Below are 25,775 nucleotides of genomic sequence, written 5' to 3' on the forward strand. Positions count from 1 at the left end.
CCTCCACTATTTGCTATAGCACTAGTGCTGTAGGAGAACGGGGTCACGTGTGTACGGGATGGGGTGGAGTCAGCGCGCCACGCAGGCGATATACAGGGCGACGTGCCGCAGCAGGACTGCGCGTGCGCGGCTTTCGACAGGAACTACGTCTCCCGCGAAAGATGGTATTTGCTACAGCAGGATTGTCAACCAGTTGAGCTGAACGAACGCGCTTGGAGCAGGAGCCCTTCCCGCAGGCCGGGCAGAAGTCTCAGGACGCTTCGGGCAGCTGGTCGACGAGGGGACTCACCGGCGTCCCGCCCGGCACCACGACACCGCTCTCGTAGGCGAAGGCGATGAGGTGACCGCGCCGGCGGACGCCGATCTTGGTGAACATGTTCGCTATGTGGGTCTTCACGGTGAGCGGGCTGATGCTGAGGGCGTCCGCGATCGAAGAGCTCTCCTGTCCGCCGGCCAGCATGGCGAGGATCTCCCGCTCCCGTCCGGACAGCGTCGGTGCCGTCGCGGGACTCGCTCCCCGGCGCTGGTGCGCCGTGACCACGGGAGCGGTTCCCAGGACGACGACCAGGCCACCGCGGAGCACCGTCTCCATGGCCGCGACGAGTTGCGCCGCCGTGATGTCGGCGGCGAGGACTCCCGTCGCGCCGGCTCTCAGACACGCGTCGGACTCCTGGGCGTCGGGGACACCGAAGACGATCGTGCGGGCGGTCGCGGAAGCGGCGCCGACCATCTCCGTGAACTCGCCGATGTCCTCGCACCGGATGCTGCGGTCGAGCAGAATCACGTCCGGCCCCGCGTCCGCCTGGAGCAGTTCACGCAGCCGGGTGCCGTCGGCGGCCTGCCCGACGACGGTCAGGCCATGACTCCGGCCGATGACCTCGGCCATGGCCGCGCGCACAAGTGTCGGGCCGCCGGCGAGAAATACCGTATTCATGAGTGGCCTCTCTTCTCGGGCGGTTGCGGGTGTTCGCAGGCGGTTGCCGGTCTCGGGCGGCCGTCGCGGCCGTCGCGGCCTTCGCGGGCGGTCGCGGGTTTGTGAGTCCGTGACGGCCCGGTCAGGCCCCGTGGAATGCACGAGGGAGCCGGATCGTGACGGTGGTGCCGACTCCCACCTCCGACTCGACGTGCACCTGCCCCTGGTGCGCGTGCACGATGGCTTCCACGATGGCCAGGCCGAGACCCGAACCTCCGTAGGCGCGGCTGCGGCTGGCCTCGGCTCGCCAGAAGCGTTCGAAGACGCGGGGCAGGTCCTGCGGGGAGATACCGGGACCGTTGTCGATGACGCGCAGTTCCACGTCCTTGCGGTCCTGGGTGATCTCGACGCGTACGGCGGTCTGTTCGGGGGTGTGCTGGACGGCGTTGCCGACCAGGTTGCGCAGGACCTGTTGCAGTCGGCCGGCCTCGCCGACGACCGGAGCGCGTGGCGCGGACGCCATGGTGATGCCGCGCCGGGGATAGATGATCTGGGCGTCCTCGACGACGCCGGCGGCCAGCTCCGTGAGGTCGACGTCGTGCCGCTCGACCGGGCGGCCGGCGTCCAGCCGTGCGAGCAGGGCGAGGTCCTCGACCAGCAGGCGCATCCGTCCCACCTCGTTCTCGATGTGTTCGAGCGCCGTCTCCAGGCCCGGTCCCGAGACGCCGCCCTGGCGGTGCAGGTCGAGCCAGCCGGAGATCGTGGAGAGCGGGGTGCGCAGTTCGTGGGAGGTGTCGGCCGCCAGGGACCGCACGGTCGCCTCCGCGCGGGCCTGGGCGTCGAAGGCCCGGTTGACCGCTTCGGCGAGCTGGTCGGCCTCGCTGCCGTTCCGCGTGGTCGGCAGCCGTTCCGTGAGGTGGCCCTCGGCGATGGCGTCGGCGGTACGGGCCATACGGGCCAGCGGGCGCAGGCCGAGCCGCAGGACGACGACCGCGAGCCCCAGCAGGATCAGCAACGCGGCGCCGATCAGCATGAGTTGACGTCTGATGAGTGCGGCGACGGTGGAGTCGTCGACGGAGGTGTCGATGGTGAGGACGAGAGCGGCGGGCTCGATGGCTCCTTGGTCGATGGTGAGTCCGGGGCTGGGAATGCGGATCACCGCGAGACCGTCCTGCTCGTCGTGTCCGTCGTAGTTGACGATGGTGCCGGCCGGCACGGTCGTGCTGAGTTCGGCGACCTGACGGGCCGCCGCGGTCGCGGAGCCGGTGCTCGTCAGGACCTTGCCGTCGTCGTCCACGGCGACGAGGCCCAGTGGGGGTCCGAGGAGGGTGGCGAACTGGTCGGCGTCGGCTGTCTGCGGCCCTCGGGCGATGACGTCGGTGAGCCGGTGGGCGCTGGTTTCGAGGGTCTGCTCGTAGCGGTGGTCCAGGTAGTCCTCCAGGAGGAAGCCGGTGATGACGGCGCTGGCAGTCAGGCCGCACACGAGGAGGACGGCCAGGCCGGCGAGCAGACGCAGGCGGACGCTGGAGAAGGACCATGTTCGACGGTCGCGGAGCTTCACTTGTGGGCCTGCTCCCGGAGGGTGTAGCCGACGCCTCGGACGGTGTGCAGCAGTGGCGGGTGGCCGTGGTCGATCTTGCGTCGGAGGTTGGAGACGAAGCGTTCGACGACGACGGTGTCTCCGCCGAAGTCGTACTGCCAGACGGCTTCGAGGATCTGGGCGCGGGACAGGACCTGGCCCTGGTGACTCAGGAGGTAGTGCAGCAGGCGGTATTCGGTGGGTGAGAGTTCGAGGAGCCGGCCTGCCCTGCGGACCTCGTGACGGGGGTCGTCCATCGCGAGGTCCGCGCAGTTCAGGGGTGTCTCCTCGGGGGCGGGTGCTCCGCTGCGGGCGCGGCGGAGCAGTGCCTGGAGGCGGGCGCCGACCTCGACGACGCTGAAGGGTTTGGTGACGTAGTCGTCGCCTCCCAGGCGCAGTCCTCGTACGCGGTCCTCGATCGCGTCGCGTGCCGTGAGGAAGAGGACCGGTACGTCGATGCCGCGGTCGCGCAGCAGTTGGAGGATCTCGAAGCCGTCGGCGCCGGGGAGCATGACGTCGAGAACGATGACGTCGGGGGTCCGGCGGGCGACCTGGCCGAGAGCTTCGGTCAGGTCGCCCGCCACGTCGACCTCGAATCCGGCGAATCCGAGGGCCGAGATCAACAGGCGCCTGATACCGGGGTCGTCATCGATGACAAGCACCCGGTCGGCGGCGCCCGGTGCGTCGATGGCGTTCATACGTGCTCCTTGTACGGGCGGGGTGGGCTTCCCGAAGTCCACCACTTCCACCGCCTCGGTCGTCTCCACCGACATGGCGGACGCGAGGTGTGCCCCGGTATCGGCTTGGCGGCTCATCGCGTCACAGGCCCACTGAAGCGGTCTGCTTGCCGGAGTCGCCGGGGACCTGGGCGGTGGCGTCGGGTGTGTGGAGGTTCTCACCCTCGACATCGAGCCGGGGCAGGAGACGGTCGAGGCGCCGGGGCAGCCACCAGGCCCGGTCACCGAGGAGGGCCAGTACCGCCGGCACGAGGGTCATACGGACCAGGAAGGCGTCCACCATGACTCCGAAGGCCAGGGCGAAGGCGATCGGCATGATGTCGGCGTCGTGCGAGAACAGGAAGCTGATGAAGACCGAGATCATGATGAGGGCGGCGGAGGTGACCACGCGGGCGGCGTTGCGGGCTCCGGTGACGATGGCGGCGCGGGCGTTGCGGTGGTGGACGTAGTCCTCCCGCATGGCGGACACGAGGAACACTTCGTAGTCCATGGCGAGTCCGAAGAGGACGGCCATGACGATGATGGGCATGAAACTGGCCACCGGGCCCTCGCTCGCCACCCCCAGCGGACCGGCCAGCCACCCCCATTGGAAGACCGCGACGGTGGCTCCGAACGCGGCTCCGACGGACAGCAGAAACCCGATGGTGGCCTTGACGGGTATGGCGACGGACCGGAAGGCGATCATCAGGAGGAGCAGGGAGAGGCCGACCACGACGACCGCGAAGGGGACCAGCGCGCCGCTGAGTTTGTCGGACACGTCGATGCTGACGGCGGTCAGACCGGTGACGGCGACATAGCTGCCGCTCGACCTGGCCAGGGGTTGCATCTCGATCCGCAGGTGCGAGACGAGTTCGCTGGTCGCCTGGGTACGGGGCCCGGTGTCGGGGATGATCTGGATGCGTGCGGCCGATCCGTCCTCGGCCACGTCGATGCCGCTGACGTCCGCGATGCCCCCGACGTCACGCAGCTTGTCCTCGACCGCGGTGGCCGTCGACTCGACGGCGGTCGGGTCCTTGTCCTCGACGAGGATGACGAGCGGGCCGTTCGCGCCGGGCCCGAAGGCGTCACCGACCATGTCGTAGGCCTGGCGACTCGACGCCGTGGTGGGGCTGTTGCCCTCGTCGGTGACGGCGAGCTTGAGCTGCAGGGCGGGCAGGGCGAGCGCGACGAGGGCCACGGTTCCGAGGATCAGGGTACGCACCGGCCGGCGCAGCACCCCTTCGGTCCAGCGCACACCCATGGAGGTCCTGCCCTGACGTGCCGTCCGCCGGCCCGAGCGAGGACGGGCACCGGGTACGAGTCTGCGGCCGGCCATTCCCAGCAGCGCGGGGAGCAGTCCGAGCGCCAGGACGACGGCGGCGGCGACTGCTCCGGCGGACGCGAGTCCCATGGAGGTCAGCATCGGGACACCGGCCACCGACAGCCCGGCGAGCGCGATGACCACGGTGGCACCGGCGAAGACGACGGCGCTGCCCGCGGTCGCGTTGGCCCTGGCGACGGACTCGACGACGGGCATGCCGGTGGCGAGCTGGGCCCGGTGACGCGAGACGATGAACAGGGCGTAGTCGATGCCCACGGCGAGCCCCAGCATGATGGCCAGGGTCGGTGCGCTGTCGGTCACTCCGAGCACGGTGGCCGCGCCCATCATGGCCGCCATGGTGCCGACGACACCGAGGATCGCGGTGAGGAGCGGCAGTCCGGCGGCGAGCAGCGAGCCGAACGTGATGACGAGGATGACCAGGGCCACGCCGAGCCCGACCATCTCGGGGGGTCCGAAGGGTGAGGTCGAGGGGGCGTAGGCGTCACCGCCGTAGACGGTCTTGAGACCTGCCTGCCTGGCCTGCTCCCCCGCGGCCTGCACCGCGTCGAGCGTGCCGGCGGGTACGTCCTCGTCCTTCTTGGTGGTGAAGGTGACCTGCGCGACCGCGGTGCGCCCGTCCTTGGAGACGGTGTCGTCCTCGACCGGGTCACCGACCTCGGCCACTCCGCGTACGTCGCCCATCGCGGCGATGCCGGATGCCAGCGACTTCCGCAGTTCGGCGTCGGTCACCCTGCGGCCTGGCGGGGCCTGGAACACGACATCCGCGGACTGGACGTCCGGGGAGGGGAAGTGACGGTCCATCTTGGTCAGCGCCGTCTGCGCCGGTGACCCGGGGATGGAGCTGCTGTCCTCGAAGGAGCCGGCGAAAGAGAAGCCGAGGCCGATCACCGCGCCGAGCGCCAGAAGCCATCCGACCAACATCGTTCGCCACCGTCGAGCGCCGAAAGCGCCCAGCCGGTACAAGAGCGTAGCCATGCCTGCATCCCTCATCGGTAGGTGGTTGAGGTGCCGATCCTGCTCGGCGGACTTGACGGCCGCCCCACACCGAACCTGAGGGTTTCTTGACGGTCGGATCGGCCCGAGGCGGCGGCGGGCCCGGCCCCGACCGCAGGTTGACATTCATGCTGTAGCAAATACCATGTTCTTCATGGCTCTGCTCCCCCAGCTCTCGTCACCGGTCACTCTCGGCGATCAGGCGTACGCCGCCATCCGCGAAGCCATCGTCACCGGATCTCTGAAGCGCGGGGAGAAGGTCACGGAGCGGGGCCTGGCGGAGTCCCTGAGCATCAGCGCGACCCCCGTCCGCGAGGCGCTGCGGCGCCTGGAGCAGGACCGGCTGGTGGAGCGGACGGGGCCGAGGTCGGTCCGTATCGCGCAGTTCGGCAAGGAGGAACTGCGCGAGTTCACGATGATGGAGGACGCGCTCCGGGCGCTCGCCGCCCGGCTGGCCGCGGAGAAGTCGACGGCGGCCCAGCGTCGCGAGATGTCCGACTGCCTGGATGAGGCGGACGCCCTGCGCGGCGAGCTGCGCGAGGTGTCCCCGGGGACCGACGCGGAGCGGGACCTGGTGCTCCGGATCCAGGGACTCATGCGTCACTTCCACACGATCGTGGACCAGGCCAGCGGCAACGCGACACTGGTTCAGATGTTGCGCACCGTCGACGCGTTCGGCTCGGAGGAGCGGCGGGACAGCATCCTGTCGGAGGTGCGCGGCGAACACTCGAAGGTGGTCGACGAGCGGTACCGGCAGCACCGGGTCATCTACGAGGCCATCGCCGCCGGCAACGGGGAGCGGGCCGAGGAGCTGATGAGGGCGCACAGCCACACCTCGAACATCTCCCGGATCGCGACGCGCTTCCCGAGCTGACGAGGCGGCCGGGTTCTCCCTGACCCCGGCCCGCGGACACCCGCCGGGGCTACGGGATCAGCACGATCCTGCCGAAGACCTCACCGGCGTCCATCTTCTGGTGTGCCAGCACGGCCCGGTCCAGCGGCAGCAGTTCGTGCACGACCGTCTCGAACTCACCACGGCTCGCGGCAGCGAACTGTTCGCCCCGTACGGCATGCCGGTCGGCCCGGGAGACCGTGTCCGCGCTGAAGGTGGCGAAGGACAGCGACTTCTGGAACGCGGCCATCATCTTCGTACCGAAGTCCGCCGGTGGCTGACCGGCCACGACGCCGACGACGACCATGCGGCCGTTCGGGGCGAGCCTGTCGAGGAACGACGGCATGTCGTCACCGGCGACGATGTCGATGATGACGTCGTAGCCCGCGGGAGCGTCCTGTCCGCCGTTTCCGGAGCGGTCCAGTACATGGTTCGCGCCCAACCGGCGCAGGCGCGCGCCGCGTTCGGCCGAGGACGTGGTGACCGCCACCGCGGTGGCACCGCCCCGGGCCGCCAGCTGGACCGTCATGATGCCGATGCTGCCGGCCGCGCCGCGCACCAGAACCGTCTCGCCGGGGGCGAAACGGGCGTGCGCGAGTGCGTGGTGGGCCACGACTCCGGAGCTGCCGAGCGTCACCGCGTCGACGGCGGACAGGTCACCCGGAAGGGGAAGGATCTCCTGGACCGGGACGACGGCCTGTTCGACATAACCGCCGCCCGTGCCGGTGAATCCCCACACCCGTCGGCCGAGCCATGATGTGTCGACGCCGTCGCCCACCGAGGTGACGGTGCCGGCCACCTCGCTCCCGGGGACATGCCCCTCCTTGAAGCCGTAGGCGGCCAGAGCGCCGCTTCGGATCACGGTGTCGACACCGCCGACGCCCACCGCCTCCGCGGTGATCACCACCTGCCCGGCAGCGGGTGCGGGGGCCGGCAGGTCGACCACGGCCAGACCTTCAGGGCCCCCGAACGTCCGGATCACAATTGCCTTCATCGTCGTCTCCACGTTCTCGGATCGGCGTGCCGCGCCCCGATGGTCCCGGCGACCGCCTCTCCCTTCCGGACCGTAACGGACACCCCCGTCCGCTTAGGTAAAGTGAGAGCCGTGACCGATCGTTTGCCTCACACGCTGCGTTCCGACGCCCTGGACAACCGCGACCGCATCCTCGACGCGGCCCGGACCTTGTTCGCGGCCGACGGCCTGGACGTGCCGATGCGGGAGATCGCCCGGCGCGCCGCGGTGGGGCCCGCCACTCTGTACCGCCGCTTCCCGACCAAGCAGACGCTGGTCACCGCCGTCTTCGCGGACCAGGTGCGCGCGTGCCGTGACATCGTCGACGAGGGGTGCGCCGATCCCGATCCGTGGCGGGGCTTCTGCCGGGTGATCGAGAAGGTCTGTGAGCTGCACGCACACGACCGGGGCTTCACCGAAGCCTTCATGTCCACGTTCCCGGGCGCGGCGGATGTGGCCGCGGGCCGTGAGTACACGGTGAAGGCAGTCGCCGGACTGGCCAGGCGGGCCCAGGATGCCGGGCGGCTGCGTTCCGACTTCGTCCTGGACGACCTCATCCTCATGCTCATGGCCAACAAGGGGATCCACACCGCTTCGACCGCCGTGCAGGTCGCGGCCTCCCGGCGCTTCGCGGGGTTCGTGATCCAGGCGTTCGAGGCCCGTCCCCGGCACGCACCGCTGCCGCCGGCGGCACGGCTGGCCGCCACGGCACCTGACAGAGCCTGACCGCCTGCTCCCGAACGCAACCGCCGCCGCGATGGGTGACCACCGGCCACCGCTGCCGGCGCTCTTGGCTGTCCGCTCAAGGTGTGTCCGGCGCCGTCAGTTCGAAGTCGGCGCGGGGTGACTCGACTCCGTTGATCTGCAGGGAGATCGCGTGCTGCCCGGGATGGTAGCGGCGCGTCGTGATCGGCCGGAACGAATGCTCCCGTGCGAGGTGGATCCGCTCGTCCGGTGCGAGGGTGCGGGTGGTGAGTTTGAAGGTCTTGCCGGTCTGGCCTCCGTTGGCCTTGCGATGGTGCACGACGTAGTCGATCGTGAGCCGCGCCGGAGTGTCACCGGCGTTGCGGATCGAAGCGGTGAAGCGGACGGTACCGCCGAACGGGACGGTGTCCGAGTCCAGTTGAGGTCCGTCGACGTCCAGGACAGCGGGGGCGAAGCCGAGCAGTTCCAGGGCGCCGGGGTGGCCCCGCTTGACCAGGGTGCGCAGCCCGTGGCGTACCAGGCGCCCGGTGGTGGCGTCGGGACTGTCCAGCCAGCGGCGGGCGGTGTCGACGACGACCTCGGGGTGGTCGCGGCTGAGGTCGTTGAGGTGGTTGGCGACCGAGCGGCGTACGTACTCGCTCTCGTCCCGGTAGAGGGCGTCGAGGATGGGCACGGTCACCGCGGGACGGGCCATGATGTCCGGCACCCGTACCGCCCAGGGGAGGTAGGGGCGGGTGCCTTCGGAGGCGAGCCTGCGCACGTCGGCGTCGGGCGATCCGGTCCAGCCGCCGACGATGACGGTGAGGGCCCGGTCGAGGTCGTGCCGCAGGAGTGTCCTGATGGCGAACTCCGAGGACAGGCGCCCGGTGAGGCTCGCGAGGAGGTCCATCGCGTCGTCGAAGGGGGCGGCCCCGCCTTCCTGGACGGCGCGGGTGGCGAGAGCGCTGGTGACGGGCCAGATCAGCCAGCCGGTGAAGTGCGGTGCGTCGTCGCGGGCGATGCGTACGGTCCTGGCCAGCGCGGCGTAGTCGCCCGGCAGGTCCGTCAGCAGTGCGTCGCGCAGCAGGTCGGCGCGCTCCCGCAGGGACAGCGGGTCGAGCTGCCCGGGCGCCGCGCGCAGTGCCGTGAGGTCGGCGTCCGGGGCGGCGGCCCCGATCGCCCGGGTGAGGCTCTGCACGGTGTGGTGGCCGATGAGTTCGTCGGCGAACGGCATGGTGGTCTCTCCGTCACGCGAGGGTCGTGGTCGGGTCATGAGTCATGGCCATGAGTCATGGGTCAATGGGTCGGAAGTCACGGGCCATAAGTCACGGGTCATGGGGTGGTGCAGGGGCGGCGGACGGAGTCCCGACGGCGTCTACAGGTCCTTGATCTGCGTATCGGCGACGGCGAGCGCCAGTTCGGAGCCGTAGGCGGAGGACGGCGACTGGAATCCCGGTGTGAAGGATCCTGCCAGCACCCGGCGGGCGATCTCCACGGACGACAGTTGCGTGAACCGGTACCCCGTCGGTGTGTCGATCATGGAGCGGGCCACGCTGCCGTCCCGGCCGGTGACCTCGGCGACGATCCTGCTGCGCCCGATCTGCCGCTCCCGGGCGGTCGGTCCGTCGGGCAGCGCCGAGAGGTCCAGGTCGATGGGGAGCGGCTGACCGATCTGTACGTACACCTCGATCGAGGGGATGCCCGTGGCGTAGTGACTGGTGATCAGGTCGCCCATGGACGCGGAGACGCACTCCTGCGGGCCGTCGTCGCCGAAGTCGAACGAGGCGACCCTGGGCTCGGGCAGGGTGACGATGTCCCCGTCGGTACGCACCAGTACACCCAGGTCGCCGATGCCTTCGGTGGCGCTGACGATGGATCCGCGGGAGAACAGGTTCAGGCCCTCGGCCTCCTCGGGGGTGGCGCTGAGGAGCTTGAGCGCGAGACGCAGACCGACGGGGTCGGCGACGCGCGCCGCGGTGTGGGCGGCGACGCAGTCGCTGGGCACGACGTCCCAGCCGACGCCGGACATGACCATCACACCGGCCGCCGCGGCCTCGGTGTGCCGGGAGCGTGCCGTGGCGAACACGTCGTACTCGGCGGTGGTGTCGAGGTAGTGCACGCCGTTGTCGACGCAGGCGTCCATCAGCGGGCGGGCGGTGTCGCGGAAGGGGCCGGCCACGTTCAGGACCACGGTGATGTCCCGGAGCGCGGTGCGCAGGATCTCCGGGTCCCCGACCGTGAAGGCCCGGCTCTCCACGCCGAGTTCCTCGCCGAGCGCTGCGACGCGTTCCTGGTTCCGGCCCGCCACGACGATGTCGAGGCCCGACTGCCTGGCGTGCTCCGCGACGAGCTTTCCGGTGTATCCGGTGGCTCCGTAGACCAGCAGGCGGGGGGTGGCTGCCATGGTGTGCTCCTGTACGCAGAACGAGGGCGGGGAAAGGGCCGGCAGGCCCGGCCCGAACGGCTACGCGCTCGGTGGTCCGGGCCTCGCATCCAGGCTAGGAGCAGATCAGGACAGGTACGGTCCTGGTCTCTCACCGGCCGGTACCGGCCCCCGCCCGGACCTCACTCCTGCGCCTCGGTAGGCGGTCGAGGAGCCTCGTTGCTGCGGTACATGGCGTCGAGGCGGCCGATCAGTGCCTCGCGGACGGACTCCGGTGACAGGATCTCCAGCGGTGTGCGCAGGCTCAGGAGGTAGCCGGCGAGCTGGTCGGGGTCGGATCCGCCGATGGTGATGATCGTCGCGTCCGGTCCTTCGGCCTCATGGGTGGCGACGATGGGTGCCACCAGCCGGCGGGCGTCGTCGTAGGACAGCGGGAGCCGGACGCGCGCGAAGAAGGGGTAGCCGGTACGGGTGATGGTGTCGGCGACCAGCTGCGCGGCGTCCGGCGCGTCGGACAGTTCGACCACCTCTCCGGTGGACCGCGCCTCGACCACGCGGTCGACACGGAACGTCCGCCAGGCCTCCCGGTCGACGTCGCGGGCCACGAAGTACCAGTGCACGCCGGTGTGGACGAGGCGGTGCGGATCGACGCTCCGGACGGTGGTGATGCCACGCATGTCGCGGTACGTGAGTGTGGTGCGCTCGGACGCCCGGCAGACAGAAGCCAGCAACAACAGCACATCGGCTGACGCCTGGGGTGGCTCGCAGCGCGGGGTGTGCTCGACGGTGGCGTCCAGGCCGGCCAGGCGCTTCGCCATCCTGGTGGGCAGGATCTGCCGCAGTTTCAGCAGGGCCGACAGCGCTGCCGGGTCGGCGCCGAGTGCCGCACCGTGCGCGGCTTCCCTGAGCGCCACGGCCACGGCGAAGACCTCGTCGTCGTCCAGGTTCAGCGGGGGCATACGGTTGCCCGCGCCGAAGCGGTAGCCGCCGCCTGGTCCCGGGACGGACTCGACCCCGTATCCCAGCTCGCGCAGCCGGTCGATGTCCCGGCGCACGGTGCGCTCGGTGACGTCCAGTTGCCGTGCCAGGTCCGCGTTCGACCAGGTGGGCCTGCTCGACAGGAGCGACACCAGCCGCAACAGCCGGGCAGAGGTAGCGATCATGGAACGACCCTAGCGAGGTGTGGCCCCGGTCGGCGTCTCGCTCGGGGTCTCCGCCGGGACCGTGAGGGAGGCGATCGCTTCGGCGCTCGGGCTGCCGGGCCGGGGAACTCCGACCAGGAGCTGCTGCCCGGGAGCGTCGTGGACGTCGAAGGTCTGGTACGTCAGCTCGATGCGGCCGATCCCGGGCAGGACGAAGACCTTGAACGCCCGGGTCATGTTCTCGACCTCGTTCTCCTGCCACAGGCGCTGGAACTCCGGCGACTCCTCCAGCATCTCGGACACGAGGTCGGTGATGCCGGGGTCGTTCGCGAACCGGGCCGCGTGCAGACGCAGCGCGTGCACCGTGGCGCGCGCCACCACGGGCCACTCGACGAAGACCTCCTTCGCACGGGGGTGCTGGAACAGCACCCGGACCATGTTCGGGGTGCCCTCGAAGGGCGCGAGCAGGGCGCCGGCGACGGCGTTCTTCGCGAGGACGTCGAAGGCAGGGCCGAGCACGTAGGCGGCGGCCGCGGGGAAGGCGTCCAGCAGATGCAGCAGGGAGGGGTGGACCAGGTCGCTGCTGGGGGCCCCGGTGAGCGCGGGATGCAGGCCGGCCAGCCGGAAGAGGTGGGTCCGTGCGTCGGGTGTCAGCCGCATCGCCCGGCCCACCGCGTCGACGACCTGCGGTGAGGGGTTGCGCTCACGCCCCTGTTCCAGCCGGGCGTAGTAGTCGGCGCTCACACCGGCGAGTACGGCCACCTCTTCCCGGCGCAGCCCTTTCACTCTGCGGCTGCCGCCACCGGCCGGCAGGCCCACGTCGGTCGGTTCGGTACGGGCACGGTTCGCTCGCAGGAAAGCGCCGAGTTCGGTCCGGGGCTGCTGCATTTTCCAACCTGTCGACTGGGGCGTACGGCGGGCGGTGACGGCGAGGAGCGCCGGCGCCCCGCTCCCTGGTCCTGCTCCTGGTCCTGCTCCTGGCCCTGCTCCTGGTCCTGGTCTTGAATCAGGTCCTGAATCAGGTCCTGGGTCTAGTCCTACCGGGCTTTCCGCCCGTCGGCGATGACCGAGCGGGCGGTGCGCATCAGATGCTCACGCACCGAGGCGGGATCGTCCAGGTCTCCCCCGGCCATCGCGCCGTCCCGCAGGAGCACCAGAGCGGCGGTGGTGTGTTCGCTGTCGGAGCAGCCCGCGGCGGTCACGAGGTTCAGGACCGTCTGCCGGAACCAGGTCCGGTGTGCCTGGACCGCCAGCCGGACGGGGTGCTCGGGGTCGGGGTACTCGGCAGCCGCGTTGATGAACGGGCAGCCGCGGAAATCGGGGCCGCAGATCTCCTCCCCGATACCGGCCATAATCATGACGAGAAGCGCCTCGGGGTCGGTGCTGGCCCGGAACGCCTCCGTCACCAGTGCCCTGATCTGCTGGTCGCGCTGCTCCACATGGGCGAGCACGAGGTCTTCCTTGCTGGGGAAGTGCCGGTAGAAGGTGGCCCTGGTGACCTGGGCCTCGGCGACGATGCGGTCCACGCCGACATGGCGGATGCCGTCGGCGTAGAAGATGGCGGAGGCCGTCTCCAGGAGCCGGGCGCGGGCCGGAGACGGTGTTCCAGAAGCTTGGGGCGAGATCACGTCCCCCACCCTACAGGAACGACCGTTCTCTCCGCAGGCCAGTCGGGCGCCGCGGATGACCGCCTTCCGACCCCCTCCCGATCGGCCTTCATCACCCCACCATCACCAGGCAGTTAATGCCCGGAACGCACCAGCCACACCGGCCGCCGGTGACTCATCCCTTACGTTGACCCCCACGAGAGCGCGCGCTACCTTCCAGGGAGACAGAACATTCTGTCTCCCTGGAGGCCGGATCTCCGGTCTCCCCTGCCCTTCATGAGACGAGGCACGACATGTCCCGACGTCACAGCCCCACCGCAGACCGATCACGCCGCGCGGTACTCGCGGTCGTCGGCGCCACCGCCCTGGCCGCCGCTGCCGTACCGGCCGTCGCCTTCGGCGCCTCGGGCGAGACGAGGAAGACCACCTCGGCCGCCACCGCCGCCTCGCACTCCACGCACTCCACGCCGAAGCCGACCGTGCTGCTCGTGCACGGGGCCTGGGCCGACTCCTCCAGCTGGAGCCCGGTGGTCGACCGGCTGCAGGCCCAGGGATATCCCGTACAGGCGGTCGCAAACCCCCTGCGTGGGCTCGCCTCGGACGCGGCGTACGTGCGGAGCCGGATCGAGAGCGTCCAGGGCCCTGTCGTCCTGGTCGGCCACTCCTACGGCGGCGCGGTCATCAGCAAGGCGGCCGCGGACGAGCCCCAGGTGAAGGCACTCGTCTATGTGGCGGCCTTCGCCCCCGCCGAGGGCGAGTCGCTCGGCGCGCTGGCCGCCAGGAATCCGGGCTCCCACGCCACTCCTGACGCGCTGAACCCCGTCCCCTTCGACCTGGGCGACGGCGCGAACGGCGTGGACCTCTACATCAAGCCCGACAAGTACCGTGACGTGTTCGCGGGTTCGCTGTCCGCGAGCCGGGCCAACAGCCTGGCCGCCGTCCAACGGCCCATCAGCGCCGCGACTCTGGAGGAGACCGCGACGAGTGCCGCCTGGAAGGACATCCCCTCCTGGTACCTGGTGACCCGCCAGGACCATGCCCTGCCCCCGGCCACCCAGCGCTTCATGGCCGAACGTGCCCACGCGCACACCACCGAGGTCGACGCGCCCCACGCCGTGATGCTCACCCGCCCGGACACCGTGGCCGGTCTGATCCGTCACGCCGCGACGGCCACCCGCTGAACGACGCCGACCGCTGAGCGACGCCGACGCTTCCGAAGACGGCGGCGGGCTTCAGCCGGTGATGTCGTTGATGCCGGCGGCTCCGGTGCTGCCGGTGGCGCCGTTCGCGGGGGTGTCGGACAGGGCGATGCGGGCCGTTATGCGCTTGCCGACCGGCTCTCGCTGGATCCTCAGGTCCTGGGCCACGGCCTTCACGATCTCCAGGCCGTGCTGGCCGACCCTGCCCGCGTCGGCGGCATGGGCCTCGGGGACCGTCGGGTCGCTGTCCCACACGATGACGTCCACGGTCTCAAGGGTGACGCGCAGCTCCATCAGGACGGGGCCGGGGGCGTATTTGCAGGCGTTGGTGACCAGTTCACTGACCACCAGCTGGGTCAGATCCATCACACGGGCGGTCATGGACGCCTGGCGCTCGGCGCGAACCCTTTCGAGGAAGGCGGTGGCGTGGTGGCGGGCATCGGCGATGCATCCGTCATCGCCGCCTATGGCGTAGCCGGTCTGCATCAGCTGTCTGTCCGACCCTGTACAGCCGTCACCGTCGTCGTGGGGTCCCACCGGCATCGCCCTCATTCTCCGTTCACAGGCGCTCCGCTACCCGTCGTCCGGTCTTTCATGCATCGTACAAATGTGCTCTCCGGCACAGTTGTGTGGGTGCAGGAGGTGACGCGTTCGGGCAGAATGGGCGCGCACCTCATGGCCCGGGGCAAGTCCGGGCACACAACCGCAGTCGAGGAGACGGTGACCCCCATTCAGAGCGTGGATCAGCCAGACCAGCTCTCCGTCGAGCACTCCGCGATCGACGGCATCCGTGTCGTGACCGTGCGGGGCGAGATCGACCACACCGTCAAGGACACGCTCAGCGAGGCCCTGCTGTCGTCCGACAGCGCGACGTACCCGCGGACGGTGGTCGACCTCAGCGGAGTGACCTTCATGGACTCCAGCGGGATCAGCGTCTTCATCAGTGCCTACCAGGCCGTGAGTGACACCGAGGGCTGGCTGCGGATCGCCGGCGCCCAGGAATCCGTGCTGCGGATCCTGCAGATCGTCGGCATGGACACCCTCATCAGCTGCCACCCCACCGTCGAACAGGCTCTGAACGCCTGAGCACCCCCGCGCGCGGTCCGCCGCCGACCATGCCTTTCCCGACTGGTCGGCAAGGCCGACTGGTCGGCAAGGCCGACTGGTCGGCAGGTGGGCGGGCAGCGCCGCGTAGCATGCGTGCCATGTCGGACGTATCGCCTCAGCCGGAGCCGTTCACCCCGCAGGCCGAGCCCGCGGCACTCGAGGATCTCCGCACACGGCTGCGCGCCACACGCTGGCCGGACGCCCCCGAGGACGCCGGGTGGTCCCTCGGAACCGATGTCGGCTACCTCCGTGAACTCGTCGCCCACTGGGCGGACAAGTTCGACTGGCGAGCGCAGGAGGCCGCGCTCGCCCGGCTCCCCCGCTTCCGCGTCCGGGTCGGCGGGCTGGGCATCCACTTCGTGCACGCCCGGGCCGTCGCGCCGACCGGCCCCGTGCTGCCGCTGGTCCTGAGCCACGGCTGGCCGGACTCGTTCTGGCGCTATTCGAAGGTCGTCCCGCTGCTGACCGATCCCGGTGCGCACGGCGCCGATCCCGCCGACGCGTTCGACGTGGTCGTGCCCGACATGCCGGGCTACGGGTACTCGGACCGTCCCGCCGGCCCGCCGCTCGACTCCATCGACGTCGCCGGTCTGTGGGCCGAACTCATGGACGTCCTCGGCTACGCGCGCTTCGGCGCGGCGGGCGGTGACGTAGGCAGCCACGTGAGCCGCTATCTCGCGCTCGACCACCCCGAGCGGGTCGTGGCCGTCCACCGGATGGACGGAGGTCTGCCCGTCTTCACCGGCGACCCGGCCGAGCTGACACCGCAGGAGCGCGCCTGGTTCGAGAACGCCGCGGCGTGGGGCGCGAGCGAGGGCGCGTACGGCGCGGTCCACCGCACGCGGCCCCAGACCGCCGCCGCCGGGCTCAACGACTCGCCCGCCGGGCTGGCCGCGTGGATCGTCGAGAAGCTGCGGGCGTGGAGCGACTGCGGCGGCGACATCGAGCGGAGCTTCACGAAGGACGAGATCCTGACGAACATCACGCTCTACTGGCTCACCGGGACGATCGGTTCGTCCATGCGCATGTACAACGCGAACAGCGCGATCCCGTCCGAGCAGCTCACCCGCCGGGTCGACGTCCCGTCCGGTTTCTCGCTCTTCCAGGGCGACATCGTCCGCCCGCCGAAGGCGTGGCTGGAGCGCACGACCAATGCCGTGTACGTGACCGAGCCCGCGCGCGGTGGGCACTTCGCGCCGTTCGAGGAGCCCGAGCTCTACGCGGAGGAACTGCGCGCCTTCTTCCGTCCCTACCGGGCGGCGGCGACAGGCTGAGGACACTGCCGCAGACGCCGCAGATGTCGCGGACGCCGTAGACGTGGACACCGTGGACGTGGGCATCGTGGACGTCGTGGGTGCCGTCAGTCGGCCCACCGGCCGTCGGCCCGGGGGACCTTGCGGGCGACGACCGTGTTCCGGCGCGCCGGTCGCAGGGCGAACAGCCGGGTGAGCGGGTGGAAGCGGTAGCGGCCCGGGGCCCGGGACTCCAGGAGTTGCACGTCGACCAGCTGCTCCAGGATCAGCTCGGTCGCCGGCACCGCTCTGCTGGTCGTCGCAGCCGCCTCCTCGACCGTGAACTCGCCCTGCTCCGCGGCCAGGAGAGGGAGTGCGAGAGCCGCCGTGCGGCCGGTGGGACCGCGGGCCGCCAGCTCACGGTGACCGGTCTCCAGGGCCGCGTGCATGTCGAGATCCGCGAAGGACAGTTCCGCGAGGCGGCGCGCGGGATCGGCGAGCCGGTCGGCGAGTTCCCGTACCGGCCACCGGGGGCGTGCCGCCAGGCGGGCGCCCGCGATGCGCAGCGCCAGGGGGAGGTGACCGCAGTGGTGGGCGATCAGCTCGGCGGCGCCGCGTTCGGCGGACAGCCGCCCCGGTCCCGCCCAGAGGCCGAGCACCTCGATGGACGCCGGGGGCGAGAGCGGTGAGAGGTGGAGATGCACTGCGGTGTTCAGGGTGGCGAGGACCCCCAGACTGGTGACGAGCACCGCGCAGCCGTGTGCCGCGGGCAGGAGCGGACGTACCTGGGCCGCGTCCATGGCGTTGTCGAGGACGATCAGCATCCGTCGCTCGGTGAGCAGGGTGCGGTAGGCAGCCGCCGCGTCCGCCTCGCTGCCCGGGCAGAGCCTCGGCTCGCCCAGCGCGCAGAGGAACCGCCTGAGGACGGCGGCGGGCGGCACGGGACGCTCGTCACGGTGCGAGCCGCGCAGGTCGGCGTAGAGCTGGCCGTCGGGGAACCGCTCACCGAGGCGATGGGCCGCGTGCACCGCCAGCGCCGACTTGCCGACGCCTCCGGGGCCGTCGAGCGCGACGACGACGGGGCCGCTCCCCCGTTGCCCCGGTCGGAGCACGTCGAGCGCGGCCAGTTCGTCGATCCGGCCGGGGAGTTCGGAGATGTCCGCGGGCAACTGGCGTGGGACGGGCGACACCGTACCGGCGTGGTCCGTGCCGGGCGGGCCCGGGCGGCCGTTGACGGTCATGCGGGCGCGGCGGGCCTCCTCCACCCGGTCTCGGGCGGTCGCCAGCTGCCGCAGCTCGCGGCCGGTGGCACCGAGCAGTTGGACCAGAGTGTCGAAACGGTCGGTCGGCGGCAGCGTCTTGCCGGCGAAATAGTCGCCGATCACCCCGTGCGCCCAGCCCGTTCGTGCCGACAGCTGCCGGTAGGTGGGCTGTGCGCCGCCGTCCCTGCGCGCGGCGCGCCTGCGTAACTGCCGCAGCAGCGCGGCCAGCGCCTCGGTGGTGTCCACGGCGTCGACCGGGCCGATGCCCGCTGCCGCCTCCCTCGGTTCTCCGTCCGTCGGATGTCCCGCCGCCCCCGGTCCGCCTGACATTCGTTCGCATCCTCCGCACCGGCGCGGGCCGGGCGACCGCCGTGGGCGCCGCCTGGCCGAGGCCATCCGAACCTGTCCGGTGCTGCCCGATTTCGCGAACCGCTCCCCGGGACGCGGGCGAGCATCCATCTACCGCTCGGATCCCGCGATTCGGCGACCGGGTACCGCACCGGCTGTCACTACGGCATTCGTGGAGTGCCGCCCGCCGGTTTGGTACGGCTTCCCGTCGAATTCGGACGACGAGCGTCGAACAACGCACGACCGACATCGGACAACGAAGGAGACACGACCTCTATGAGTAGGGTCTGCAACAAATCTCCCAACCTGCCTGACGGCAACGCGGCCGAACGGTCCCTCTACGAGCGGGTGGACGGTCCCATCGCCACCGGTTCGGCCCACTTCATGCGGGCGGGCGGTGAGCTGCACCTGATGCACTCCGACCTGGAGCTGAACGACCAGCGCCAGGCCGCTCTGCGGGTGCGCTGTGCCGCCGCCGCCGTCCGGGCCGCGCTGGTCGAGTACCGCGCCTCGCACCGCATCGCCCAGGAGCTGGGCTTCTATCCGGTCCACGACGAGCGGCTGCGGGTCGCGGGCGGCGGGACCGCCCCGGTGCGCGAGACGCTCGACGCCGCCCGGAAGGCGAACCTGGTCCAGCTGGACCGGTCCGCCATCGAGACGATCGCGCTGCGCTACGAAGAGGGCGGGGACGAGGCCGCGTACAGCTACTTCGTGGCCGAGCTGACCATGTTCTCGGCGGACCTCGACGGCTTCGCGACGGGTGCCGCGGAAGCGCCCGCGGCCGACTGGCAGCGCCTGGCCTGGCAGTTCCTCACCGCGTTCGACCGCATCCGGATCTACGGTCAGGCACTGGCCGTCATCAACATCCTCGGTATGACCCCCAGCGCCGTCGCCGGCGCGTGACACGGACGGAGGAACAGGACATGAGCGCAGTCTGCAACAAGGCCCTCAGCCTCGGCGAGGAGGACCTGCGCGGCAAGAAGGAGCTCGCGCAGACAGCGGGTGTCGAGGTGACCGCCGCGACCAGTGAGCTGTGCCGGGCCCTCGAACTCGCGGAGCACGGCGACGGGGTGGCCGGCGCCGCGGTGTACGCCGCGGCCGCACAGGACCGCCTCGGCGGTGCCGCCCGGATGCTGGGCGAGGTGGCCGAGATCCTCGCGAGGGGCAGCCTCACCGAGGAGACGGCCGAGTGGTACACCCGGCTCGACTACGACCGGCTCTACCGCTCGGGCACCAGCCTCGGCGAGGTGCCGCACGCGGCCGAACTGTGGCAGGACTTCGCCCGGCAGGCCGCGACCGGCGGCCCGCTCGGCATCTGCCATGACATGCGCGACCGTACTCTCGCCGTGGCCTCGCTGATCGGGAACTGGCTGGAGCGGATCGACGCCCCGGGTGCGGACGCCGCGCTGCCGCGGATCCAGTCCGCGATGGCCGACCTGGCCGCGTACACCCAGCTCGTGGCCTTCGCCAACAAGGTGGAGCCCCGCGACCCGGCGTGGCTGACGCCGCAGAACGCCGCCGCCTAGCCGTCGGGACACAGGACAGGGAGGAGCGCCGGCCCGTGCCGGCGCTCCTTCCGCGTGCCCCGCCTTCAGCACGCCCCGCCTTCAGCGGTAGGCGCGTGCCTGGAGTCCGTACATCTGTGCGTAGAGGCCGTGTCGTGCCAGCAGTTCTTCGTGGCTGCCCGTCTCGGCGACCCGCCCGTGGTCGAGTACGACGATGAGGTCGGCGCCGCGTACGGTCGAGAAGCGGTGCGAGACCAGCAGCGTGACCGTGCCCGGGTCGGCGCCGTCCGGCCAGGGGCGGCGGGCGGCCTCCATGTACCGCTCGAAGAGGGCGTGTTCGGTCTCCGCGTCCAGGGAAGCGGTCGGCTCGTCCAGGATGCGCAGCAGGGGTGCCGGGCGCATCAGGGCCCGCGCGAGAGCCAGTTTCTGCCACTGGCCCGTGGACAGGTCGATCCCGTGCTCCCAGCGGCTGCCGAGCTGGGTGTCGAGTCCGCGCGGCAGCGTACCGGCCAGGTCGGCGGTGCCGGCCCGGGCGAGCGCGTCGGTGACCGCCCGTGGGTCGTCCAGGCGCGGCAGGTCCCCTACGCCGACCGTCTCGTGGACCGCGAACTCGAAGCGTACGAAGTCCTCGAAGGCGGCGCCGAGCCGCTCGCGCCACTGTTCCGGGGCGAGTGCGTCGAGGCGGTTACCGTCGACCGTGATCCGGCCGGACGTCGGCTCGTACATCCGGCACAGCAACTTGGCCAGGGTGGACTTCCCGGAGCCGTTCTCGCCGACCAGGGCCACCACTCCCCCGGCCGGGAGCCGCAGTTCGACGTCGTGCAGGGCGGGAAGCGCGGTGCCCGGATAGCGGAAGGACAGCTTCTCGAAGGCGATGCCCTGCCGCAGCCCCGACGGCAGCGCCGGCCAGGTCCTGTCCGGGGCGTGCGCGGGGGAAGCGGTGGTGGTCCGCACCGGTGTGGGGCTCGCCTGCTCCGCGTACGTCCGCAGCCAGCGCAACCGCTCGGCACTCTGCAGGAGTTCGACGACGGCGCCCGTCGTCTGTACGAGTCCGCCGACGTGCCCGGTGAACCGTCCGGCCAGGACGACGGCGAGCAGTACCGCGCCGAGTCCGGTGCGACCGGTCACCGCGAGATGCACGACAAAGGCGACCGCGCCGATCAGGCCGAGCGAGTTCAGCAGCCCTGCCCCGCAGCCGATCGCGGCCACCCGCCACTGGGCCCGGCCCGTCGTGCGGTCCGCGCGGCTCCTCGACTCGCGGACCTTGGACCACAGTTCGGGCCCGGCTTCGTAGACGCGCAGTTCCTTGCCCGCGTCCGGCGAGGTGGCGAGGCGGGCCAGTCGCACGGCGAGCCGGTAGTCGGCCGCGGTGGCGTCCTGGGCGCGGGCGAGGACACCGCGGGCGAGGATCTGCAGGCGCAGCGCGATCGCCCCGATGAGCGGCAGGACCAGCAGGGCGGGGTGGACGGCGGCGAGGAGCGCGGCGGTCACCAGGAAGCCGCCGAGTTGTTCGAGCAGGTTGAGCACCCAGTTGAGCAGAGCGCCGATGGCGAGGGTGCGGTCGCGCAGCAGATGGAGCTTGTCCTGGAACGCGGGCGACTCCTGGTGGCGTAACCCGGGTATGCCCGCGGCGAGCCGGGCCAGCAGTCGGTCGAAGGCGAAACCCACCCGCTCGCTGAGCCCGATCCTGGCCCCCACGGCCGCCAGTTCGACCGTCTCCCACACGCCGAGGCTCACCACTAGCAGGAGTGCCGCCGTCGCCGTCGGCTCCAGAAGCCCCTGTTGGGCTCCTTCGGCCATGGAACGCAGCCACAGCGCCTGCAGGGCCGCGAGTCCGGCCGCGGCCGGTACGAGCAGCAGCCCGAGGACGGCGAGCTTCCAGGACTCCCGGAAGGATCCGACGACGAGGGTGCGCAGCGAGTCGAGCACGCCGTGCCGGCCGTGTTCGGACGCCACGGGAGGCTCCGCCTCGCCGGGACCTTCCGGCGCCTCGACCGGGCCAAGGTCGGGGCCGACCTCCGGGGCGAGTTCGGGGCCGACGCCCGGGTCGAGTTCGGGGCCGACGCCCGGATCGAGATCCAGGTCCCGGTCCCGGTCCTGGTCCCGGTCAAAGTCGGGGTCGGGGTCGAAGTCGAGGTCGGGGTCGGGGTAGGGGTCGCCGTCCGCGAAGCGCTCCGCCTGCAGCCGGTACATCCGGGCGTACCTGCCGCCGAGCGCCATCAGCTCGTCGTGCGTGCCGCTCTCCACGATCCTCCCGGCGTCCATGACATGGATGAGGTCGGCCTTGCGTACGCCCGAGAAGCGGTGCGAGACCAGGATCGTGGTGGCGCCCCCGCTCACCGTGAGGAACCGGTCGAAGAAGGCGGCCTCCGCCCGCGCGTCGAGATGCGCCGTGGGTTCGTCCAGTACGAGCAGGGCTCCCGTGCGTGCGGCCAGGAGCGCGCGGGCGAGTGCGACGCGCTGCCACTGACCGGCGGACAGGTCGGCGCCGCCCGCGAACTGCCGGGAGAGCACGGTGTCCCAGCCCGCGCCGAGCGTACGGAGCAGTCCGGCGCCGCCCGCCAGGTCCAGGACCCTCTCCAGTTCGCCCTGGTCGGCGCCCAGGTCGGGGTCACCGATCGCCACGTTGTCGCGCAGTGTCAGCGGATACTTCACGAAGTCCTGGAAGACGACGGAGATCCCTCGGCGCCACTGCCGCGCCTCACGCTCTCGGACGTCAGCGCCGTCCGCCGTGATGCGCCCGGCGTCGGGCTCGTACAGCCGCGCGAGGAGTTTGATCAGCGTCGTCTTGCCTGAGCCGTTCGCCCCGACCAGTGCTACGGAGGCTCCGGCCGGGATGCTCAGGTCGAGCCCGCGCAGCACGGGCTCCGCAGTGCCGGGGTAGGTGAAGTCCACGGACTCGAAGGCGATGCCACGGCGGACGACCGGAGCCCGGCCGTTCACGTCGTCGCTCATGTCAGCCCTGAGGTCAGTCCTCGTGCCGTCGGCCGTGCCATCGCTCACGCCACCGCTCTCGGCGCTGCTCCGGCCGCCGGCGTGGTTACGCCGCTCCAGCGTGGCGAGCGACCGCAGTCCCAGCAGCGCGTCCCGCACCATGAGGTCGTCGTCGCCGACCCAGCCGAGTGCGGGCAGGGCGAGCGCCGCCTGGACGCTGATCACGAGCCGGGTGAGCCCGAGGTCGCCGTGCGCGGCGGCGACGGCCGCGTACCCCAGGACCGCGCCCTCCGCGAGCACCACGAACCCCACCGCGCCGCAGGCCCGCCGTGCGGCGGTCCTCCTGGTGGCCCAGACCTTCCCCATGCCCGACTGCCAGACGGCCGTCATCCGGTCCGCGAGCCAGTCGCCGAGCCCGAAGACCCGTACCTCCTTGGCGGGTTCGGGATCCAGGGCCAGGGACCGCAGATAGCCGGCCCTTCGGATCACCGCGCTCGCCGACTCCATGCTGCCGTGCACCTGACGTGCCAGCCGCAGATATGAGCGGTAGGTCAGTACCGCGGCGAGCCCGAGCAGCGGCGGCGCCCACCAGGCCAGCGGCGCCAGCAGAACGAGCAGGCCGATCCCTTCGAGCCGGGGGCGGACGATCTCGGGGAGCAGCACGGCGAGTTGGTCCGGCCGGGTGCCCTGCTCGGTGACCAGGCGCAGTGTGTCGGCGTATCCCGGCTCTTCGAGGTGTCCGATGCCGTCCGGTCCGGTCGCGGCCGCGATGGCCCGGTTCTCCACCTCGCCGGCCGCCCGCAGCCGCAGCACGGCGGCGAGTCCGCTCTCCAGGGCGCGCAAGCCCGTGCGTACGAGGGTCAGCGCGCCGAACGCGGTGAGGGCGACCAGTGCGCGCCGGGCCTCGGCCGACCCGGCGCCCGCTGTCACGGCTCCGGGCAGCGCGCCCACGAGCCGTCCGGTCTGCACCACGATGAGCGGGCCGGTGAGTGCCCCGCAGACCACGGTCAGGGCGAGGGCGGCCGTGTGCCGGGGGCCCGCTCGCCACAACAGCCGTACCGCCGCCGTCCGTTCTTGCCACGTACGCATGCGGGCCTCCTGAGCAGCGCGCCACCGTCGAAGGCTCGATGCTCACAGAGGAGCCGGGCCGCCCGGTGACGGTCCCGGGCGCGACCGGACGCTGCCGGTCGCCTGCCGGTGCCGTGACGGCGCAGGGGCAGGCCGCCGGCACGGGCCGCGGGTAGGGTCGGCCGTTATGACCGTCGCTCGTTCCGTCGCCCTGTTCGTCGTCGCCGCCCTTTTCGAGATCGGCGGCGCCTGGCTGGTGTGGCAGGGCGTTCGCGAGCACAAGGGCTGGATCTGGATCGGCGCCGGCGTCATCGCTCTCGGTCTGTACGGAGTGGTGGCCACCTTCCAGTCCGACGACAACTTCGGGCGCATCCTGGCGGCTTACGGCGGGATCTTCGTCGCGGGATCGATCGCCTGGGGCATGGTCGCGGACGGCTACCGCCCCGACCGCTACGACATCGTCGGGGCCCTGGTCTGCCTCACCGGCATGGCTGTGATCATGTACGCCCCGCGCTCACACTGACCGCGCGGCATCCCTCACGTTCCGTGGCCGGTCCGCGGTACGGGCGTTCTGGCCGGCGTGCGGCAACGACCATGACCACGAAGGCGATCAGGACGAGTGCTGAGCCGACGTGGAGCGGGGCGGTGTGGCCGAGGCCCGCGGTGATGGCCAGGCCCCCGAGCCAGGCGCCGAGCGCGTTGCCGATGTTGGACGCCGACACGTTGGCACCGGCCGCCAGTGCCGCCCCGTGGGCGTGGTCGGTGACGCGGGTGATCATGCCGGGCACACTCGCGAACCCGAACACCCCCATCAGGAACACCAGGACCACCGACGCGACGGCGCTCTCGGCCAGCAGACCGAACACGGCCAGGGTGACGGCGAGTCCGAGCAGGGCGAGGACCAGGGTGCGGTCGCGGTCCCGGTCGGCGGCCCGCCCGCCGACGATGTTGCCGACGACCAGACCCACGCCGTACACCATCAGCAGCCAGGCGACGTCCGACGAGGAGAAGCCGCCGACCTCGGTGAACGTGTAGGCGATGTAGGTGAACGCGCCGAACATGCCGCCGTAGCCGAGCGCCGTGGCCGTCAGGGTCAGCCAGACCTGCCAGGACCGGAACGCGCGGAGCTGGGCCCGCAGGCCGCTGGGCGGAACGGGCGCAATGGGCTCCGAGCCGCCCCGCACCGCATCCGGCCGCGCTTGTCCCGCGGCGCCGGGGACGAGGGCGGCGATGCCCGCCAGCGCGAGTACGCCGATCGCGGTGACCGCCCAGAAGGCGGCTCGCCAGCCCCAGCGTTCGCCGACCAGGGCGCCGAACGGCACACCCAGCACGTTCGCGAGGGTCAGACCGCCGAACATGACGGCCACCGCGCGGGACTTCTTCTCCGGCGCGACCAGACCGCGGGCGACCAGCGAGCCGATGCCGAAGAACGAGCCGTGGCACAACGCCGCGACGATCCGTCCCAGCATCATCACCTGATAGCCGGTCGCGACGGCGGACAGCAGGTTGCCGATGACGAACAACGCCACCAGGCCGACCAGGACCTCCTTGCGGGGCAGTCGCGCCGTCGCGGCGGTCAGCGCCACCGCACCGACGGCGACACTCAGCGCGTACCCGGAGATCAGCCGGCCGGCCGCCGCCTCGGACACCGCGAAACTCGATGCCACCTGCGGCAGCAGGCCGGCGATCAGGAACTCGGTGAGGCCGATGCCGAACCCGCCGAGCGCCAGCGCGACGAGTCCGGCCGGCATCCTCCGCCCGGCCGGCCGCAAACCCGGGCCCTTGGCGTCAGTCGCCCTGGCTTGGGTGCCCCTGACCACGGATCGGCTCATGGCCTCACCCTGGCCCGCTGGTGGC

At 71.3% G+C, this 25,775-nt stretch carries 22 protein-coding genes; 8 read left to right on the forward strand and 14 right to left on the reverse strand.

Going from position 1 to position 25,775, the window contains the following annotated elements:
- Nucleotides 1–250 precede the first annotated feature (250 nt).
- From OHS59_RS03885 to OHS59_RS03900, 4 genes are all read right to left on the reverse strand, one after another.
- Nucleotides 251–934: a response regulator transcription factor gene (locus OHS59_RS03885; protein ID WP_328491968.1), complete on the reverse strand. Its 684-nt coding sequence runs from the start codon at nucleotides 932–934 to the stop codon at nucleotides 251–253.
- 121 nt (nucleotides 935–1,055) lie between these two features.
- Nucleotides 1,056–2,474 carry a sensor histidine kinase gene (locus OHS59_RS03890; RefSeq protein WP_328491969.1) on the reverse strand — a complete coding sequence of 473 codons (1,419 nt, stop codon included), beginning with the start codon at nucleotides 2,472–2,474 and terminating at the stop codon, nucleotides 1,056–1,058.
- Nucleotides 2,471–3,190, reverse strand: a complete 720-nt coding sequence (locus tag OHS59_RS03895; protein ID WP_328491970.1) for a response regulator transcription factor — start codon at nucleotides 3,188–3,190, stop codon at nucleotides 2,471–2,473. Before OHS59_RS03895 ends, OHS59_RS03890 begins: the two co-directional genes overlap by 4 nt.
- Nucleotides 3,191–3,311: 121 nt before the next feature.
- Nucleotides 3,312–5,525, reverse strand: a complete 2,214-nt coding sequence (locus OHS59_RS03900) for an MMPL family transporter (RefSeq protein ID WP_328491971.1) — start codon at nucleotides 5,523–5,525, stop codon at nucleotides 3,312–3,314.
- Nucleotides 5,526–5,697: 172 nt separating this feature from the next.
- On the opposite strand from OHS59_RS03900, the gene OHS59_RS03905 reads away from it, so the two are divergent.
- Nucleotides 5,698–6,417: a GntR family transcriptional regulator gene (locus OHS59_RS03905; RefSeq protein WP_328491972.1), complete on the forward strand. Its 720-nt coding sequence runs from the start codon at nucleotides 5,698–5,700 to the stop codon at nucleotides 6,415–6,417.
- A 49-nt stretch (nucleotides 6,418–6,466) separates the two neighbouring features.
- Here the strand turns inward: OHS59_RS03905 and OHS59_RS03910 are convergent, their stop codons facing one another.
- The gene (locus OHS59_RS03910) at nucleotides 6,467–7,429 is read right to left on the reverse strand and encodes a zinc-dependent alcohol dehydrogenase family protein (RefSeq protein WP_328491973.1); all 963 of its coding nucleotides are present in this window, start codon (nucleotides 7,427–7,429) and stop codon (nucleotides 6,467–6,469) included.
- A 111-nt stretch (nucleotides 7,430–7,540) separates the two neighbouring features.
- On the opposite strand from OHS59_RS03910, the gene OHS59_RS03915 reads away from it, so the two are divergent.
- Nucleotides 7,541–8,173 (forward strand): TetR/AcrR family transcriptional regulator, encoded by a 633-nt coding sequence (locus tag OHS59_RS03915; protein ID WP_328491974.1) that lies wholly within the window; start codon nucleotides 7,541–7,543, stop codon nucleotides 8,171–8,173.
- A gap of 76 nt (nucleotides 8,174–8,249) precedes the next feature.
- On the opposite strand, the gene OHS59_RS03920 is transcribed toward OHS59_RS03915, so the two are convergent.
- The 5 genes from OHS59_RS03920 to OHS59_RS03940 form a co-directional block, all read right to left on the reverse strand.
- A complete protein-coding gene (locus tag OHS59_RS03920; RefSeq protein ID WP_328491975.1) occupies nucleotides 8,250–9,404 on the reverse strand; it encodes a DNA alkylation repair protein in 1,155 nt (384 codons plus the stop codon).
- 102 nt (nucleotides 9,405–9,506) lie between these two features.
- Complete coding sequence (locus OHS59_RS03925; protein WP_328491976.1) at nucleotides 9,507–10,535, reverse strand: saccharopine dehydrogenase family protein; 1,029 nt, start codon at nucleotides 10,533–10,535, stop codon at nucleotides 9,507–9,509.
- Nucleotides 10,536–10,696: 161 nt separating this feature from the next.
- Nucleotides 10,697–11,677 (reverse strand): helix-turn-helix transcriptional regulator, encoded by a 981-nt coding sequence (locus OHS59_RS03930; protein ID WP_328491977.1) that lies wholly within the window; start codon nucleotides 11,675–11,677, stop codon nucleotides 10,697–10,699.
- Nucleotides 11,678–11,686: 9 nt separating this feature from the next.
- Nucleotides 11,687–12,544: a helix-turn-helix transcriptional regulator gene (locus tag OHS59_RS03935; RefSeq protein WP_328491978.1), complete on the reverse strand. Its 858-nt coding sequence runs from the start codon at nucleotides 12,542–12,544 to the stop codon at nucleotides 11,687–11,689.
- Nucleotides 12,545–12,693: 149 nt separating this feature from the next.
- Nucleotides 12,694–13,284 carry a TetR/AcrR family transcriptional regulator gene (locus OHS59_RS03940; protein ID WP_328491979.1) on the reverse strand — a complete coding sequence of 197 codons (591 nt, stop codon included), beginning with the start codon at nucleotides 13,282–13,284 and terminating at the stop codon, nucleotides 12,694–12,696.
- Nucleotides 13,285–13,556: 272 nt separating this feature from the next.
- Here OHS59_RS03940 and OHS59_RS03945 point away from each other — a divergent pair, with 272 nt between their 5' ends.
- A complete protein-coding gene (locus tag OHS59_RS03945; RefSeq protein WP_328491980.1) occupies nucleotides 13,557–14,444 on the forward strand; it encodes an alpha/beta fold hydrolase in 888 nt (295 codons plus the stop codon).
- Between the two features lie 51 nt (nucleotides 14,445–14,495).
- On the opposite strand, the gene OHS59_RS03950 is transcribed toward OHS59_RS03945, so the two are convergent.
- Entirely contained in the window at nucleotides 14,496–15,005 is a 510-nt protein-coding gene (locus OHS59_RS03950) for an ATP-binding protein (RefSeq protein WP_328491981.1), read from the reverse strand.
- A 195-nt stretch (nucleotides 15,006–15,200) separates the two neighbouring features.
- On the opposite strand from OHS59_RS03950, the gene OHS59_RS03955 reads away from it, so the two are divergent.
- Together OHS59_RS03955 and OHS59_RS03960 are read left to right on the forward strand one after the other, a co-directional pair.
- Nucleotides 15,201–15,548 (forward strand): STAS domain-containing protein, encoded by a 348-nt coding sequence (locus tag OHS59_RS03955; protein WP_328491982.1) that lies wholly within the window; start codon nucleotides 15,201–15,203, stop codon nucleotides 15,546–15,548.
- A 119-nt stretch (nucleotides 15,549–15,667) separates the two neighbouring features.
- A complete protein-coding gene (locus OHS59_RS03960) occupies nucleotides 15,668–16,843 on the forward strand; it encodes an epoxide hydrolase family protein (RefSeq protein ID WP_328491983.1) in 1,176 nt (391 codons plus the stop codon).
- A gap of 86 nt (nucleotides 16,844–16,929) precedes the next feature.
- Here OHS59_RS03960 and OHS59_RS03965 read toward each other — a convergent pair whose 3' ends face one another.
- A complete protein-coding gene (locus OHS59_RS03965) occupies nucleotides 16,930–18,393 on the reverse strand; it encodes an NB-ARC domain-containing protein (RefSeq protein WP_328491984.1) in 1,464 nt (487 codons plus the stop codon).
- Nucleotides 18,394–18,687: 294 nt separating this feature from the next.
- Here OHS59_RS03965 and OHS59_RS03970 point away from each other — a divergent pair, with 294 nt between their 5' ends.
- Nucleotides 18,688–19,314: a hypothetical protein gene (locus OHS59_RS03970; protein ID WP_328491985.1), complete on the forward strand. Its 627-nt coding sequence runs from the start codon at nucleotides 18,688–18,690 to the stop codon at nucleotides 19,312–19,314.
- 20 nt (nucleotides 19,315–19,334) lie between these two features.
- Entirely contained in the window at nucleotides 19,335–19,937 is a 603-nt protein-coding gene (locus tag OHS59_RS03975) for a hypothetical protein (protein ID WP_328491986.1), read from the forward strand.
- Nucleotides 19,938–20,018: 81 nt separating this feature from the next.
- On the opposite strand, the gene OHS59_RS03980 is transcribed toward OHS59_RS03975, so the two are convergent.
- Complete coding sequence (locus OHS59_RS03980) at nucleotides 20,019–23,939, reverse strand: ABC transporter ATP-binding protein (RefSeq protein WP_328491987.1); 3,921 nt, start codon at nucleotides 23,937–23,939, stop codon at nucleotides 20,019–20,021.
- A 166-nt stretch (nucleotides 23,940–24,105) separates the two neighbouring features.
- Between OHS59_RS03980 and OHS59_RS03985 the strand changes: the two genes are divergently transcribed.
- Nucleotides 24,106–24,441: a YnfA family protein gene (locus OHS59_RS03985; protein WP_328491988.1), complete on the forward strand. Its 336-nt coding sequence runs from the start codon at nucleotides 24,106–24,108 to the stop codon at nucleotides 24,439–24,441.
- Here OHS59_RS03985 and OHS59_RS03990 read toward each other — a convergent pair.
- Nucleotides 24,416–25,669, reverse strand: a complete 1,254-nt coding sequence (locus tag OHS59_RS03990; protein WP_328499043.1) for an MFS transporter — start codon at nucleotides 25,667–25,669, stop codon at nucleotides 24,416–24,418. The genes OHS59_RS03985 and OHS59_RS03990 overlap by 26 nt on opposite strands.
- Between the last annotated feature and the right edge of the window lie 106 nt (nucleotides 25,670–25,775).

This window comes from Streptomyces sp. NBC_00414, assembly GCF_036038375.1.
GTDB lineage: Bacteria > Actinomycetota > Actinomycetes > Streptomycetales > Streptomycetaceae > Streptomyces.

Coding starts and splice junctions, on each gene's coding strand:
- OHS59_RS03885 (WP_328491968.1), bottom strand. CDS start 934: ATGAATACGGTATTTCTCGCCGGCGGCCCGACACTTGTGCGCGCGGCC.
- OHS59_RS03895 (WP_328491970.1), bottom strand. CDS start 3,190: ATGAACGCCATCGACGCACCGGGCGCCGCCGACCGGGTGCTTGTCATC.
- OHS59_RS03900 (WP_328491971.1), bottom strand. CDS start 5,525: ATGGCTACGCTCTTGTACCGGCTGGGCGCTTTCGGCGCTCGACGGTGG.
- OHS59_RS03905 (WP_328491972.1), top strand. CDS start 5,698: ATGGCTCTGCTCCCCCAGCTCTCGTCACCGGTCACTCTCGGCGATCAG.
- OHS59_RS03910 (WP_328491973.1), bottom strand. CDS start 7,429: ATGAAGGCAATTGTGATCCGGACGTTCGGGGGCCCTGAAGGTCTGGCC.
- OHS59_RS03920 (WP_328491975.1), bottom strand. CDS start 9,404: ATGACCCGACCACGACCCTCGCGTGACGGAGAGACCACCATGCCGTTC.
- OHS59_RS03925 (WP_328491976.1), bottom strand. CDS start 10,535: ATGGCAGCCACCCCCCGCCTGCTGGTCTACGGAGCCACCGGATACACC.
- OHS59_RS03930 (WP_328491977.1), bottom strand. CDS start 11,677: ATGATCGCTACCTCTGCCCGGCTGTTGCGGCTGGTGTCGCTCCTGTCG.
- OHS59_RS03935 (WP_328491978.1), bottom strand. CDS start 12,544: ATGCAGCAGCCCCGGACCGAACTCGGCGCTTTCCTGCGAGCGAACCGT.
- OHS59_RS03945 (WP_328491980.1), top strand. CDS start 13,557: ATGTCCCGACGTCACAGCCCCACCGCAGACCGATCACGCCGCGCGGTA.
- OHS59_RS03950 (WP_328491981.1), bottom strand. CDS start 15,005: ATGCCGGTGGGACCCCACGACGACGGTGACGGCTGTACAGGGTCGGAC.
- OHS59_RS03960 (WP_328491983.1), top strand. CDS start 15,668: ATGTCGGACGTATCGCCTCAGCCGGAGCCGTTCACCCCGCAGGCCGAG.
- OHS59_RS03965 (WP_328491984.1), bottom strand. CDS start 18,393: ATGTCAGGCGGACCGGGGGCGGCGGGACATCCGACGGACGGAGAACCG.
- OHS59_RS03970 (WP_328491985.1), top strand. CDS start 18,688: ATGAGTAGGGTCTGCAACAAATCTCCCAACCTGCCTGACGGCAACGCG.
- OHS59_RS03975 (WP_328491986.1), top strand. CDS start 19,335: ATGAGCGCAGTCTGCAACAAGGCCCTCAGCCTCGGCGAGGAGGACCTG.
- OHS59_RS03980 (WP_328491987.1), bottom strand. CDS start 23,939: ATGCGTACGTGGCAAGAACGGACGGCGGCGGTACGGCTGTTGTGGCGA.
- OHS59_RS03985 (WP_328491988.1), top strand. CDS start 24,106: ATGACCGTCGCTCGTTCCGTCGCCCTGTTCGTCGTCGCCGCCCTTTTC.
- OHS59_RS03990 (WP_328499043.1), bottom strand. CDS start 25,669: ATGCCGGCCGGACTCGTCGCGCTGGCGCTCGGCGGGTTCGGCATCGGC.